Here is a 14,106-nt window from a genome sequence, read left to right as displayed (position 1 = left end):
TTGTAATTATGTGTACCTGTTTTAATTTTCAGTTTCGCTATTGATCTTGTTGATCTGTTGCTGCAGTTCATTTTCCTGCACCTTCATATCATGCGCTTTGGCAAAGGCCATTTGTGCATCCTGGAATTCCTTGTCCACAGCACTTTCTGCAGTAGAGATTGCGTCTACTTTCTCCTGTACGCGCTGTGCATCGGATGCTTTTGCATTTTTATTAAAAGAAATCGCAATGATCTCTGTATAATCTTCCGACATTGTCTTTTTATAGAATTGCAGCAGTTTCTGATAACTGGCTTTCAACCCTTTATCATCTCCGCTATAAGAAAGTGTATGTGCATTTTTGATTGCAGCATCAACTATAGTAACCAGTTCTGCACGTTTTTGCTGTGCGTGCAGGCTATCTGAAGTCTGCATCACATTCACCAGTTCAAAAACGCTTTTAATAATCTTGCTTTGCTCTTCCACAATTTTATTATTGTAGTCTGTGGCCTTTTTCGAATCCAGGAAAGAGCAGGAAGCTACTGAAATCGCAGCGATGCATATAAGTGCAATCTTTTTCATTTTGTTATGTTTTAAAGTATTTAGATATATAATAGGGGTTAAATTTAGTGGATTAGGGAATACTTTGCAAATTAAATTACACTTACATTTGCTTTAACCTAAAAAAATCCGACATAATGAAAAACACGTGCCTGCTCTTCCTGTTGCTGTGGGGAAATATGAAAACCACTGCCCAGGACGCAGTACCTAAAGACTATTTTGCCAATCCATTAAAGATCCCGATGCAATTAGCCGGCAGCTTTGCCGAATGCCGCCCTAATCATTTTCATACCGGCATTGACCTCAAGACCAACAATCAGGAAAACCTTCCTGTACTCGCTGCTGCAGATGGCTTTATCAGCCGCATTTCCGTATCTCATGCAGGTTATGGCTATTGCCTGTACATGCAACACCCGAATGGCTATACCACTGTATACGGTCATCTGAACAAGTATATGCCCGAGGTAATGGCCTATGTAAAACAGCAACAGTATAAGCAACAGAAGTGGAATGTAGACCTGCAACTGAACAGCAAACAATTTGTATATAAAAAGGGTGCTCAGATCGCGTACAGCGGCAATACCGGTGGTTCAACAGCTCCTCACCTGCATTTCGAAATCAGGAATACCCGGACTGAACTGGTTATGGATCCGCTTTTATTCGGATTGCCCATCAAGGACAATATTGCTCCCAAAGCCGGTACACTGGCTTTTTATGATGCAGATAATTATTATGAGGCCTCTCCCCTGTTAGTATCCATAAAACCTCCGGTAAAAAAGAAGGGCGCAGCACCCGTCATTGATGTAGTCACGGTTCCTTATGCGCAAACGATGATCGGTATTGATGCCAAAGATTATATCAACGGCAGCAGTAACTGGCTGGGCATATCTTTCATGCAGCTATATTTCGATGAACGGCCTGTGGCTACGATACACAATACAGAACTGAACTTCGATAATAACCGAGCAGTGAATGCATATGCCGATTTCCGAACTTATTCCAACAAAGGGATATGGATGCATGGCCTGTACAAACTGCCCAATAACCCACTCGATGTCTATTCAGGTATGGTCAAAAATGGCTTGCTGGACATAGGTGACGGTAAGGTACATAACATCAAAATTGTGATACAGGATGCCTTCGGTAATACGACAACGGTAAACAAGCAAATTCAATACAAGGTCAAAGCGGGAGCAGTAGCCTGCCGCGGGCGGTTCAATGCCGGACAGCGACATTACTACAAGCATTACACCGGCAATATGTATTGTAACCTGCCTGCAAAAGTATTTTATGATGATGTATGCTTCACCGTAAAAGAAGTGCTGATGCCCGGCCAGTACTCCAGTCAGTTTGAAATACTGCGCCAGGCAGTACCCGCACATGATTATTTTGAACTGGGCCTGAAACTAATGAAGCCGGTGCCGGCAGCGCTCAGAGGCAAACTGATCTTTATGCACAAAATTCCTAAATCTAACCTGCCCGGCAGCAACAGCCAGGAAGCTCAGGCGGCAGAATGGAAAGATGGTTTTGCTATGGCTAAGGTCAGGAGCTTCGGTAGCTATAGTGTAGGCATTGATACTACTGCTCCGAAGATAGTACGGCTGAATGCAACGCAGAAGCAGTCTATACAATTCACCGTAACAGAAGAGAAAACTTCGATAGCCGCTGTGAAGGGCTATATCAATAACCAATGGGTTTGTTTTTCCAGGAAGGGCAATACTTATACGTATATACCGGATGAATACTGCCCTGCCGGAAAAAGTACAATCAGGCTTGTAGCTACAGATGAGAATGGTAATGAGTCGGTGTACTCAAGTACCTTTATGAAATAAAACAGCTATTACCTTTTGGTACGATGTATTTTAGGTTTCACTCTTGAAGGCGCTTTTACAGGAGTATCCGGGATGGCAATCAATCCTTGTATCACCGGTGGCGGCGCAACAGTATCTTTAACTGGTTTTGGACCGAGCGGTTTAGGACAGACGATCTTACCCATGACCATCGGATGCAAAGTATCTACCTGTGCTGTTTCAGGTGTCTGTGGCACTTGCTTGCCTGTTTTTTGTTGTGCATAACCACAAGAGGCAAACACAAATAACAGGGCTACCGTCGCGGCAATCTTTTTCCAATATGGCAATGCAGAACTTGCAATCACTGGTATTACTTCCAGGTGTGTATCTTCCGGCAATGCCGCCATCTGATCTACGCGCAAACGACCACAGGTGCTTTTATTTTGTTGTAAGTATTGCAGGATATCTTCTGTTTCCCAATTTGTAAAATCTACAACGGTTTTGCAACATTGTGCACAATGGCGACCGGTGAGATCAGGTGTCATGGCATTCCAGTCTTCATGACAAGGCTCGGCTATCTGCATCTGTGTATTCATAATTCTGTTCTTTAACCATATGATGCTGCCTTTTTATTTATTCCATAAAAGTTGGAAAAAAAATATGACTATTCGCATATTGACAACTATTTTGTTCGTCCTTTGGGCCGGTAACAGAATGATCAAATTGTCTTTGTGCTCATGAAGACAATTGCAGAGTATCACCATTTTGTACCGTTACACAAGCTTTGATCATTACCTTTCGAGAACCTCAGGGTAAGATACGTTCAGTTGCTGAGGCTCCGAAGCGCCAAGCAAAATGGCTATAGTTCTGATGAAAACAATATGTAATCCGTATAGAACAGATCGCTGAACCGGCCTTATAAATCCGGCGTTAAGAAAATCATTGGCTCGGTCGATCAAGTCGAAAACCACTGTCTGAGCGCAGCGAGTCTGGTTTGCGACCGGCCGACACATTGATTTTTAGCCAAGGATTTATACAGCCTTGATTTTTTGGCGCTACCTTTTGCATCAAGACAAAAGGTAGCAATATGTATAAATGGAAACTAAAAGAACAATCTAAGTCTTTATTCCTAAAAGCGAATACCCAGTATAAATTATTTCAGCCTAAGAAACAAAATACAACCAGGCAACAGTTATTCAGGGAAAGGGCCCATTTTTGAAGTATCAGTTGAGGGAGGCGGAGGAGCGGCCACCACTTCCGGCGGATCCGGAATCGAAATACCCCCCTGCACATAAGATTCATTGGGATAGACCACTTCAGCTGGTTTCGGCGGAGTAACCGGTCTGGGGAGGGCTTGTATGGAAGGCCCCTCTGGTACGGCTGGCGGCGGTATAGCCATCAGTTCTCCTACAATAGGCACTACAGCAGTATCTGTCTGTACTGCCGCAGTATGAACAGGTTCAGCCGCTGGATTGTTGCAAGAGGCAAATACAAACAACAACGCAATGACAGCAGCCATTTTCTTTATGTAAGACAGAGGGGATGCGGAGATCAGGGGAACGAGCTCCAGCCCCGGCTGTTGTACCGGAGTGAGCAACTGCTCTTTCCGCAGGCGACCACAGGCATTTGTATGTTGGCGCAGATAATGAAGAATATCTTCTGCTTCCCAACTCGTAAAATCGATTACTGTTTTACAGCAATGATCACAATGTCTCCCGCGGTCATTGGGGATCATTGCACTCCAGTCTTCATGACAGGGCTCGGCAATATACAGTTGCGTACTCATAGAATATGCTTTATTCTATAGAGCTGCATTTGCAATATTTCCACAAAAAATTATTGTGTGAATACGTACTGGAGAATGTTGGCACCCATTTGCAGTGCCTGCAAACGCTTCTCGGGGCTATCTTTATGCACTTCGGGATCTTCCCATCCGTCTCCCAGATCGCAGTCGTAGGAATAGAAACAGACCAGCCTGCCCTTATAGATCAGGCCATAGCCCTTTGGCTGTTTTCCATCATGCTCATGTATTTTAGGCAGCCCATTGGGAAACTGAAACTTCTGATGGTAAATAGGATGTGTAAACGGCAGTTCTACAAAGCTGAGTTCCGGGAATACTTTCTTCATCTCCGGGCGCACATAGGGGTCCAGCCCATAGTTATCATCTATATGCAGGAAACCTCCGGACTCCAGGTACAACCTCAGGTTGCGGGCTTCTTCATCTGTAAAGAAGATGCGTCCGTGACCGGTTGTATGCAGCATAGCATAGTTAAATATATCGGAGCTGCCCACAGCTACCTGCGCTTCGCGGGTATCCAGTTTTGTGCCAAGATTCTGGTTGCAGAATGCGGTAAGATTTTTAATTGCTGTAGGGTTGGCATACCAGTCTCCCCCGCCTCCGTAAACCAGGAGGCCGATACGCAATTGCTGCGCCAGTGCAGGCATACTGCAACATATTGTGAGGCACAAGGCCAGTATTCTAACCATAGTTTACGGCATTAAATATAGTGCATGCATATAAGCCGGCGGTTTCTGTTCTCAGCCGGTTTTGCCCAAGGCTTACCGGTTCCAGTCCTGCTTCCAGGCACAGGCTGATCTCTGCCGGTGTAAAATCGCCTTCCGGCCCGATCAGCATCAGGGTATCCTTACCTGCTTTCAGATGGGTAATATAAGACTTGCGTTCTTCGGTATCGATACAGTGGGCAATAAAACGCTGAGCTGTTGTAGTACTTTGCTGCAACAGTGCTTTCAGTTTTATCGAATCATGCAGCTGCGGCAGATAACATTGCTGAGACTGAAGCATTGCCGAAATCAGGATGCCTTGCAGGCGCTCCATCTTCAACTTATCCTTTTCTGTACGATCGGTGATGATAGGGTATATTTGTTCAATACCCATCTCCATCGCTTTCTCCAGCAACCATTCATTACGGCTGTTGTTTTTGGTAAAGGCAATACCCAATGCAAAGGCTACGGGGCGTGCCGGCAACTGTTCTACTTTAGTACAATGCACCATACAATGCTTACGTTCCGCCACGGTAATCACGGCTTCAATACGCAACCCTTTTCCATTGGTCAGTAATAGAGGCGCGCCTTCTTTCATACGCAATACCTGTACACAATGCTTGGAGGTCGCTTCATCCAGCGTATAGGCACCTTCCTTTGCGGGCAGATTTTCCTGGTAAAAAAACGGTAACATGAATAGGACTAATTTTCCGGCTTATTGAAACTTATACGTAATCACAACTTCTTTAGGATCGGACAGGAATGACTTTTCAGACTCCTGGATCACGATCTTATCTTTTACATAGTACGACAATTTCTGCTCCTTGGCATGAAAGCGGCCATTGTCGGCTGTTTCAATATAAATCATGCTGATCTTACGGGAAACATTATCATAGTTAATGGTAAACTTCTTTACAAAGAGATCCGGTTCCTTGGCCGTATAAGTCAGTACCGAAGCCTCCAGTATATTATCATCGAACTGGTTAAAATCATACCGCTCGAAGAACTTATTGTCACTGATATCGGCATCACAGAATATTTTGAAAACCGTATTCCAGTCTACCTTATCATAGCCTACCAGGCTTGAGTCTTTTTTACCATTTACAATGGTTGTTTTCTCAAACATATACGGCTGACCTTTGTACAGCTCGTACTGATCTGCTACAAACTGCTTTACGGAAAAGTAGGACTTATCCGGATCATAAGGCTCTTCTTCCTTCTTACATGCACTAAACGTAAGGCTGGCAAAGGAGCAGAGCAATAAAAGATATTTGTATGACATGGTGCAAATGTATGAAATACTAAAATGAATCAATATAAAATCGAAAACTGTATGTAACTTTTCATGGTTTTTACAGTCAAACATCAAATTTATTGAAAATGAAAAATATCACAGCACTGTTTTTGCTTCTTTTTCAAAGCCTGTTTGCCATTGCCCAGAATAACAAAAGCAACAGAAGTACTTTAAATATACATTTGAGCGACGGCGCTCCACTAATCGTTACCATAAACGACCGCAGTTTCAAAAAGGTAAATACACTTATTACGATTGCTGACCTGCCCCGTAAGCGCCACAATATACAGGTATATAAATTCAGGGCTTATGCAGACGGACAAGGCGGTAAAGCTGAACTGATGTACAGCGGCAATTTCAAAATAGACCCGGGATATACTTATGACTGTATTGTGGATGTAAACACGCGTAAGTTGTATATCAAAAAAATGACACCGGATATGAACAGTTATGTACCACCTCCCGCAGCACCGGCACCGGATTTCCGTAAAGATGTGCCCCTGGGCGCAAGCGGAGGCAAACAACTTGCCCCTGGCCTGTTCGAATTGAATAAGAAAATGGAAGCGGTAAAAGAGGATACTAAAAAATTACAGCTGGCTCAGGATTACATCGGCATGCATATGATCAACACTTCAGACTTACGCCAGATTGTTTCCTGGATTATGTTTGATGACAATAAAATGAAATTACTGAAAACAGCTTACCCATCTGTACAGGATAAGGAATTATATGCCGGGCTGAAGGATATCTTTACTATGCCGGCAACACAAAAAGAATTTGAGGACTACGCCCGTAGCCTGAAATAAAGACTTAAGATGCTGCAATGCTCTGGGCAGCGATAAAACCCGTTGTCCAGGCATTCTGAAAGTTAAACCCTCCGGTCACTCCATCGATATTAAGAATTTCTCCGGCGAAGTATATACCCTTTTGCAGTTTACTCTCCATCGTATTGCTATCCACTTCAGACAAGTCTATGCCTCCTGCAGTGACGAATTCTTCTTTAAAAGTCGTTTTACCTTTTACTTCAAATTCGGCGGCAGCAATATTTTTAACGAACCGGTTAAAGTCCTTTGCCGGAAGATCACCCCAACGCATATCAGCAGCTATACTGCTTTCCTGCATCATATACTCCCAGAGTCTTGCGGGTAAGCCAAGCCCTTGTGTATTCATCACTTTTTGTTGCGGATGCATCTGACGATACTCCAGCAGGTGCTGGCGCAGGGTTTCTTCATTGAACTGATTCAGCCAGTTGACCTGTATTTTAAACTGGTACTGCTGCTCTGCAAGATACAATGCACTATAAGCACTCAATTTCAGTACCGCAGGGCCACTCAGCCCCCAATGGGTTATCAGCAAAGGCCCGGATTGTTGCAGCTTAGTGCCATTGATGCGCACCTGTGCATCCGGCACACTCAGTCCCATAAATTGTGTAATCGGGTGTTTGGGAATATTGAAGGTAAACAGAGAGGGAACCGGCGGATTGATCTGATGTCCTAAAGGCTTGAGCCATTCAAACATATCCAGCTTAGGAAAACCACCGCTGGCAATCACTACTACGTCGGCAAATAGGGCCTCTCTTCCTTGTAATTGTATGGTATAGCCACCATCCGCAGCAGGACTTACCGACTGTACGGCATGCTGCATGCGCAGATCGACACCTTGCCGCTGCACTTCCTGCATCAGGCAATCAATGATGGTCTGCGACTCATCGGTGACCGGAAACATACGGTTATCGGCCTCCGTCTTCAGCACTACGCCACGCTGACGAAACCAGGCTATAGTATCCGGTACAAAAAAATGATGGAAGGTTTTCTTTACAAATTTTTCGCCGCGGGGATACTTTTTTGACATTGCCGCAATGCTGTCGGCATTATGTGTAACGTTGCAACGACCGCCACCACTGACTTTCACCTTGCTCAGCCATTTATTACTTTTCTCCAGCAGGATTACTTTCTGTCCCGGGCGATGCGGAATATTAGCCGCACAGAAAAAACCGGCGGCACCGCCGCCGATAATCACAATAGTTTTATGTGCGCTCTTATTCAAGAATAGTCCAGATGTAAATATTAGGCTAATAATTCTGCCAGGCTTTCTTTAGCACAGGCAATTGTTTTGTCCAGATCTGCATAAGTCAATGCATTGTTCAGGAACCAGCTTTCATATGCAGAAGGCGGAAGGTACACTCCTCTCTTCAGCATAGCATGAAAGAATTTATTGAAAAAGGCAATATCAGATGCTGCAGATGTAGCAAAATCGATTACCGGTTGTTTAGAGAAATGAATGCTGATCATACTGCCCATCTGGTTGATCACATAATCTACCCCGCTTGCCTTCAGCACTTCGTCCAGTCCGTTGCGCAGGTATATCGTTTTTTCTTCCAGTTCGTTATAGTATTCCGGATGCGATTTCAGTTGGTTTAGTAAGGCATACCCTGCAGCCATAGCCAGCGGGTTACCACTTAAGGTTCCGGCCTGGTACACATTACCCAATGGGGCAATATGCTCCATGATCTCACGCTTACCACCAAATGCACCTACCGGCATACCGGCACCGATCACTTTACCGTAGGTTACCAGGTCGGCATCAATACCCAGGCGCTCCTGGGCACCACCTGCTCCCATACGGAAACCGGTCATCACCTCATCAAAGATCAGTATAATACCTTCCTGGGTACAGATTTCACGTAACCCTTTTATAAAGTCTTCCTTTGGAAGAATACAACCCATATTACCCGCAATCGGTTCGATAATGATCGCTGCAATTTCATTTTTATGTGCTGCTACAAGTTCTTGTACTGCAGCCAGGTCATTATATGGTGCAGTAAGCGTATCATTGGCAATACCGGCAGTTACTCCAGGTACATTCTGGATACCGAATGTCGCCACACCACTACCCGCTTTAACCAGAAACATATCGGCATGTCCGTGATAGCAGCCTTCAAATTTGATAAATTTATTCTTGCCGGTATAGCCACGGGCGAGGCGTATGGCCGACATACAGGCTTCAGTACCGCTGTTCACCATACGAATCAGGTCTACATTTTTAGTCATAGAAATGATCAGTTCTGCCATCTCTATTTCCAGCAGGGTTGGCGCACCGAACGAAGTAGAGTCACCGGCTTTTTCTTTTATAGCCGAGATCACCGGTTCATAAGCATGTCCCAGGATCATTGGTCCCCAGGAAGCAATGTAATCGATATACGATTGTCCATCTTCATCATACAGGTAAGCACCGCTGGCCTTTCTGATAAACAGTGGTGTGCCGCCCACACTTTTGAATGCTCTTACCGGTGAGTTCACGCCACCCGGTATACTTTGCTGTGCTCTTTCGAATAATGATTTAGAAGAAGTGTATTCGTACATGATTTATTGTTTTGCTTTTTCCGGCTGCGAAATTACGATTTAAAACGAGGATGGTCAAGGAAAATACGGGAATATGCAGTTCTTAAAAACAAAAGCGCTCTGTCATAAGACAGAGCGCTTTTTATATCATTACAGATAATTATTTGTATTGAGGAATTAAGCCTTTAGCTAATTCAACCATTTGGTTGATACCATCTTCAGGTAAGTTTCCTTTTTTGAATTCAGCCAGAACGTTAGGCAGTTTGCTTTGCATTTCCAGCATGAACTGGTCTTCAAATGCTCTGATGTTCTTAACTGCAACTTCTCTTAACAGGTTGTTGGTACCTAAGTAGATGATTGCAACTTGCTTCTCTACAGAATACGGGCTGAACTGTGCTTGTTTCAGGATTTCCACGTTACGTGCACCTTTATCAATTACGTTTTTAGTAGCCGCATCCAGGTCACCACCGAATTTAGAGAATGCTTCCATCTCACGGTAAAGAGCCTGATCCAGTTTCAGTGTACCGGCAACTTTCTTCATAGATTTGATCTGAGCAGAACCACCTACACGGCTTACAGAGATACCTACGTTGATCGCTGGACGGATACCAGACAGGAATAAGTTAGTTTCCAGGAAGATCTGACCATCAGTGATCGAAATTACGTTGGTAGGGATGTATGCAGATACGTCACCAGCCTGAGTTTCGATAATTGGTAATGCAGTCAGTGAACCACCACCTTTTACCAGGTGTTTGATTGACTCTGGTAAGTCGTTCATGTTCTTAACGATGTTGTCATCATTAATTACTTTCGCAGCTCTTTCCAGTAAGCGGGAGTGTAAGTAGAATACGTCACCAGGGTAAGCCTCACGACCCGGCGGACGACGTAACAGCAGAGATACCTCACGGTAAGCTACCGCTTGTTTTGACAGATCATCATATACAACCAGTGCAGGACGACCAGTATCACGGAAGAACTCCCCGATAGCGGCACCAGCGAATGGAGCATAGAACTGTAATGGAGCAGGATCAGCAGCAGAAGCAGATACGATAGTTGTATAAGCCATTGCACCATGTGCTTCCAGAGTGTTCATTACTGCAGCTACAGTAGATGCTTTCTGACCGATAGCTACATAAATACAATATACTGGTTGACCAGCTTCGAAAAATTCTTTTTGGTTGATGATGGTATCCAGACAGATAGCAGTTTTACCAGTCTGACGGTCACCGATAACCAGCTCACGCTGACCACGACCGATAGGAATCATCGCATCAACAGATTTCAAACCAGTTTGCAGTGGTTCTTTAACCGGCTCACGGAACAAAACACCAGGCGCTTTACGCTCGATAGGCATTTCATATAATTCACCTTTCAGAGGACCTTTACCATCGATAGGCTCACCCAGGGTGTTTACCACACGGCCAACCATACCTTCACCTACTTTGATAGATGCGATACGACCAGTACGACGTACAGTAGAACCTTCTTTGATTGATTCGCTTTCACCCATCAATACCACACCCACGTTATCTTCTTCCAGGTTCAGTGCGATAGCTTTTGTACCGTCTTCAAACTCCACCAATTCCCCTTGGCGCACACCACCAAGACCATAAACGCGTGCAATACCATCACCAATTTGTAATACGGTACCCACTTCTTCTAGGTCAGCAGAGCTGTTAAAGTTGCTCAATTGTTGGCGCAAGATCGCCGATATTTCGTCCGGTTTGATTTCAACCATTGTTATGAATATTTAATAATGATTTAAAGATTTTATGTTGTTTGTTACTTGAAATTAAATATCAGCAACAAATGCATTTTTGGTAAATTGATTTCTGATATCTGTAAGATCTCTGGAGATACTCATATCGAAATATTTATCACCCACCTGCAGTTTAAAACCACCAATGATCGCTGGATCAATAATTGTTTTATATACCAGTTTATCATTACCCAGGCTTCTTTTGATCTGAGCAGATAACACTTCCATCGTTACTGTATCCATAGGATAAGCAGTAGTGATATGAACGGTTTGGATATTATTTAATTCCTGATATTGAGCTTCGAAGGCATTAGTCATTTCTGCCAGGTTCGCTTCTCTACCTTTCTTCACCAACAGGTTTATGAAAGCGTTAGTCAGCGTGCTTATTTTGCCGGCGAAAATAGACTCGAGTACAGCCGATTTCTTATCACCTTTTACTAAAGGACTTTGTAAGAGCATCTGTAAATCGCGGGAATGCCCGATAGCATTCTGCAAAGTCTTCATATCACTCAATACCGCTTCCACATTATTTTGTTCTTTTGCAAGATCCAATAATGATTTAGCATATCTTGAAGCGAGACGTGGATTAGGCATTTACGGGTAATTTGAATGATTTAAAATTAGTTCAATTTGATTTCTTCAGCTAACATTCTGATGTAATCTGCCTGAGAGTCAGCAGCATCAAGTTTCTTACGCAGTACTTTTTCTGCAACAGCAACAGCCATGTTACCGATTTCGTTTTTCACTTCAGTCAGTGCAGCGTTTTTCTTCAGTTCGATCTGAACGCGTGCATCTTCCATGATTTTATTAGCTTCAGCTTTCGCCTGCTCTTTAGCTTCGTTGATGATTTTATCCTTAGCATCTTTAGCTTCTTTCAGCATGATAGAACGCTCTTCACGAGCTTCCTGCAACAGACGTTGATTATCTGCCTGCATTTCAGCCATTTCTAATCTTACTTTTTCAGCAGAAGCAATAGAGTTTGCAATACCGGTTTCACGCTCATTCAGCGTTTTCAGAATTGGCTTCCACGCAAATTTTTTCAGGATGAACAGAACGATTAAGAATGCTACCAATGTCCATACGAAGAGACCTAAAGCTGGTGTGATTAATCCCATTGTTGATTATATTGTAATGATTAGAGATACTTGTTTTTGATTTTTTTTTTAATGCTTAAATAAATTACGCCCTCTGCCCTTCGCGTCGGGCGTAATTTAATCTTTTGTGTTAGCGTTGCAGCAATGGATTACATTACTACAGCCAGCAGACCAGCGATTACACCGAACAGGGCAACACCCTCGATGAATGCAGCAGTCAGGATCATGCTAGAACGGATGTCACCAGCAGCTTCAGGTTGGCGAGCGATAGACTCAACCGCACCTTTACCGATTTGACCAATACCGATACCAGCTGCTAAAGCCGCGATACCTGCACCAATAGCACCTAATCCAGCGCTTTCTCCTGCTAACATTACAGTGTTCAATAAAGACATTGTATATATATTTAAGTGATTAAAAAACTTGTTTATGAAAATTTTGATTACAGTACTAATTCGTTCTCGCTATGTGCATGATCAATTCCGTGCTCGTGTGCATCATGATGACCTTCTTCTACCGCCTGGCCGATAAATACCGCTGTCAGGTTAGTGAAGATGAATGCCTGAATAGCTGCTACCAGTAATTCCAGACAGAACATGAAGATAGAGAATGCAATTGATACTGGTGCAAAACCCCAACCTGCTGCCTGATTCATAGCTCCGAAAATGAAGATCATAGAGATTACACTCAGGATAATGATGTGACCCGCCAGGATGTTTGCGAAAAGACGTATAGTTAAGGCAATCGGTTTAATGAACAGAGAGATGATCTCGATAACTACCAGTAATATTTTAGCTGGCAATGGAACTCCTGGAGGATTGAATAAGTGACCCCAGAAATGCTTGTTGGCACTGAACAGGATTACGATGAACGACACCAGGGATAAAGCTGCAGTTGCTGCGATATTACCGGTAAAGTTTGCTCCGGAAGGAATCAGACCTAATAAGTTGTTGATCCAGATGAAGAAGAATACAGTCAATAATAATGGCATGAAGCGCATGTATTTGTGACCCAGGTTTGGTTTAGCTACCTCGTCTCTTACAAATGTGATCAATGGTTCGATCGCATTCTGTAAGCCACTTGGCGCTTTCATAGCTCCGTTCTTCTTATATTTATTAGCTACAGTCAGCATGATCACTAATAACAGTGTCACAGACAGTAACATAGAGAATACATTCTTAGTAATAGAGAAATCTTTGATCGCAGCGCCGTCCAGAGAAATGATCTTGCCGGTTTTGCTTTCCAGAGCAGCCAGCTCTTCTTCAGTTGCACCAGCTTCTTTACGCTCATGGATAAAGTGCTCGGTAACCAGCTGATATCCTTCGTGTGCTACATGACCATGCTCCAGATTAGAAGACATGAACATATTCAGTCCTTTCTCAGGATGATAGATAATAACAGGCAAAGGCATAGAAACCGGGTGCTCATTGATATCCATTACGTGCCAGTCATATGCATCGCTGATGTGACCGAAAATAATCTCTTTAATATTCAGTTTTCCTTTTTCCTCATGATGAGCTTCTGCCGCAGCAGGGGCTTCCGCATGTTGTGTTGCTTCCTCTTGTGCAAAAGTGGTTCCAAATGCACTAAAACCAAGCATCAAAGTAGCCAGAAACAGTTTAGATTTTTTTAACACGTTTTCGAAATTTTGTGCAAAGATAAGGGTTTTGGTTTCAAAACAAACAGAATAAATAAAAATTATCGCATATAGAATTTAATATCTATTTCAAGCTGAGCAACACTATGCTACAAAACAACATTTTCAAATATTATATCTTTTTTCGCATAT

At 43.4% G+C, this 14,106-nt stretch carries 15 protein-coding genes; 2 read left to right on the top strand and 13 right to left on the bottom strand.

The features are described from left to right. Positions 1 to 21: 21 nt before the first annotated feature. Positions 22 to 558 (bottom strand): LIC11966 family surface protein, encoded by a 537-nt coding sequence (locus FTD44_RS14435; protein ID WP_222167099.1) that lies wholly within the window; start codon positions 556 to 558, stop codon positions 22 to 24. Positions 559 to 674: 116 nt separating this feature from the next. On the opposite strand from FTD44_RS14435, the gene FTD44_RS14430 reads away from it, so the two are divergent. Further along, a complete protein-coding gene (locus FTD44_RS14430) occupies positions 675 to 2,369 on the top strand; it encodes a M23 family metallopeptidase (RefSeq protein ID WP_222167098.1) in 1,695 nt (564 codons plus the stop codon). 8 nt (positions 2,370 to 2,377) lie between these two features. Here FTD44_RS14430 and FTD44_RS14425 read toward each other — a convergent pair whose 3' ends face one another. The 5 genes from FTD44_RS14425 to FTD44_RS14405 form a co-directional block, all read right to left on the bottom strand. Then, positions 2,378 to 2,923 (bottom strand): hypothetical protein, encoded by a 546-nt coding sequence (locus tag FTD44_RS14425; RefSeq protein WP_222167097.1) that lies wholly within the window; start codon positions 2,921 to 2,923, stop codon positions 2,378 to 2,380. A gap of 596 nt (positions 2,924 to 3,519) precedes the next feature. Beyond that, entirely contained in the window at positions 3,520 to 4,113 is a 594-nt protein-coding gene (locus tag FTD44_RS14420) for a hypothetical protein (protein WP_222167096.1), read from the bottom strand. 50 nt (positions 4,114 to 4,163) lie between these two features. Further along, positions 4,164 to 4,772 carry a DUF4159 domain-containing protein gene (locus tag FTD44_RS14415; protein ID WP_222167095.1) on the bottom strand — a complete coding sequence of 203 codons (609 nt, stop codon included), beginning with the start codon at positions 4,770 to 4,772 and terminating at the stop codon, positions 4,164 to 4,166. Between the two features lie 34 nt (positions 4,773 to 4,806). Then, positions 4,807 to 5,523, bottom strand: coding sequence for an RsmE family RNA methyltransferase (locus tag FTD44_RS14410; RefSeq protein WP_222167094.1), 717 nt, complete (start codon positions 5,521 to 5,523; stop codon positions 4,807 to 4,809). A 21-nt stretch (positions 5,524 to 5,544) separates the two neighbouring features. Further along, positions 5,545 to 6,111, bottom strand: a complete 567-nt coding sequence (locus FTD44_RS14405; protein ID WP_222167093.1) for a hypothetical protein — start codon at positions 6,109 to 6,111, stop codon at positions 5,545 to 5,547. Positions 6,112 to 6,209: 98 nt separating this feature from the next. On the opposite strand from FTD44_RS14405, the gene FTD44_RS14400 reads away from it, so the two are divergent. Further along, positions 6,210 to 6,929, top strand: a complete 720-nt coding sequence (locus FTD44_RS14400) for a DUF4476 domain-containing protein (RefSeq protein ID WP_222167092.1) — start codon at positions 6,210 to 6,212, stop codon at positions 6,927 to 6,929. 4 nt (positions 6,930 to 6,933) lie between these two features. Here the strand turns inward: FTD44_RS14400 and FTD44_RS14395 are convergent, their stop codons facing one another. The 7 genes from FTD44_RS14395 to atpB all read right to left on the bottom strand — a co-directional run bounded on the left by FTD44_RS14395 (position 6,934) and on the right by atpB (position 13,953). Further along, complete coding sequence (locus tag FTD44_RS14395; protein ID WP_246625443.1) at positions 6,934 to 8,169, bottom strand: BaiN/RdsA family NAD(P)/FAD-dependent oxidoreductase; 1,236 nt, start codon at positions 8,167 to 8,169, stop codon at positions 6,934 to 6,936. 20 nt (positions 8,170 to 8,189) lie between these two features. After that, complete coding sequence (gene hemL, locus FTD44_RS14390; protein WP_222167091.1) at positions 8,190 to 9,485, bottom strand: glutamate-1-semialdehyde 2,1-aminomutase; 1,296 nt, start codon at positions 9,483 to 9,485, stop codon at positions 8,190 to 8,192. Positions 9,486 to 9,624: 139 nt separating this feature from the next. Further along, a complete protein-coding gene (gene atpA / locus FTD44_RS14385) occupies positions 9,625 to 11,202 on the bottom strand; it encodes a F0F1 ATP synthase subunit alpha (RefSeq protein ID WP_222167090.1) in 1,578 nt (525 codons plus the stop codon). 54 nt (positions 11,203 to 11,256) lie between these two features. Then, complete coding sequence (gene atpH / locus FTD44_RS14380; protein WP_222167089.1) at positions 11,257 to 11,817, bottom strand: ATP synthase F1 subunit delta; 561 nt, start codon at positions 11,815 to 11,817, stop codon at positions 11,257 to 11,259. 26 nt (positions 11,818 to 11,843) lie between these two features. Continuing rightward, positions 11,844 to 12,338, bottom strand: a complete 495-nt coding sequence (gene atpF / locus FTD44_RS14375) for a F0F1 ATP synthase subunit B (protein ID WP_222167088.1) — start codon at positions 12,336 to 12,338, stop codon at positions 11,844 to 11,846. Between the two features lie 128 nt (positions 12,339 to 12,466). Then, the gene (atpE, locus tag FTD44_RS14370; protein ID WP_129019520.1) at positions 12,467 to 12,712 is read right to left on the bottom strand and encodes an ATP synthase F0 subunit C; all 246 of its coding nucleotides are present in this window, start codon (positions 12,710 to 12,712) and stop codon (positions 12,467 to 12,469) included. Between the two features lie 47 nt (positions 12,713 to 12,759). Beyond that, on the bottom strand, positions 12,760 to 13,953 hold the full coding sequence (gene atpB, locus FTD44_RS16110; protein ID WP_222167087.1) for a F0F1 ATP synthase subunit A: 1,194 nt from the start codon (positions 13,951 to 13,953) through the stop codon (positions 12,760 to 12,762). Positions 13,954 to 14,106 lie beyond the last annotated feature (153 nt).

It is taken from the genome of Edaphocola aurantiacus (assembly GCF_019797745.1).
Taxonomy (GTDB): Bacteria; Bacteroidota; Bacteroidia; order Chitinophagales; family Chitinophagaceae; genus Edaphocola; species Edaphocola aurantiacus.
Note: the sequence above shows the minus strand (reverse complement) of the source record. Positions and strands in the feature narration are given on the sequence as shown.

Bases quoted from the DNA above. Each gene is read 5' to 3' on its own strand.
- FTD44_RS14435 (WP_222167099.1), bottom strand. From the start codon at position 558: ATGAAAAAGATTGCACTTATATGCATCGCTGCGATTTCAGTAGCTTCC.
- FTD44_RS14430 (WP_222167098.1), top strand. From the start codon at position 675: ATGAAAAACACGTGCCTGCTCTTCCTGTTGCTGTGGGGAAATATGAAA.
- FTD44_RS14425 (WP_222167097.1), bottom strand. From the start codon at position 2,923: ATGAATACACAGATGCAGATAGCCGAGCCTTGTCATGAAGACTGGAAT.
- FTD44_RS14420 (WP_222167096.1), bottom strand. From the start codon at position 4,113: ATGAGTACGCAACTGTATATTGCCGAGCCCTGTCATGAAGACTGGAGT.
- FTD44_RS14415 (WP_222167095.1), bottom strand. From the start codon at position 4,772: ATGCCTGCACTGGCGCAGCAATTGCGTATCGGCCTCCTGGTTTACGGA.
- FTD44_RS14410 (WP_222167094.1), bottom strand. From the start codon at position 5,523: ATGTTACCGTTTTTTTACCAGGAAAATCTGCCCGCAAAGGAAGGTGCC.
- FTD44_RS14405 (WP_222167093.1), bottom strand. From the start codon at position 6,111: ATGTCATACAAATATCTTTTATTGCTCTGCTCCTTTGCCAGCCTTACG.
- FTD44_RS14400 (WP_222167092.1), top strand. From the start codon at position 6,210: ATGAAAAATATCACAGCACTGTTTTTGCTTCTTTTTCAAAGCCTGTTT.
- hemL (WP_222167091.1), bottom strand. From the start codon at position 9,485: ATGTACGAATACACTTCTTCTAAATCATTATTCGAAAGAGCACAGCAA.
- atpA (WP_222167090.1), bottom strand. From the start codon at position 11,202: ATGGTTGAAATCAAACCGGACGAAATATCGGCGATCTTGCGCCAACAA.
- atpH (WP_222167089.1), bottom strand. From the start codon at position 11,817: ATGCCTAATCCACGTCTCGCTTCAAGATATGCTAAATCATTATTGGAT.
- atpF (WP_222167088.1), bottom strand. From the start codon at position 12,338: ATGGGATTAATCACACCAGCTTTAGGTCTCTTCGTATGGACATTGGTA.
- atpE (WP_129019520.1), bottom strand. From the start codon at position 12,712: ATGTCTTTATTGAACACTGTAATGTTAGCAGGAGAAAGCGCTGGATTA.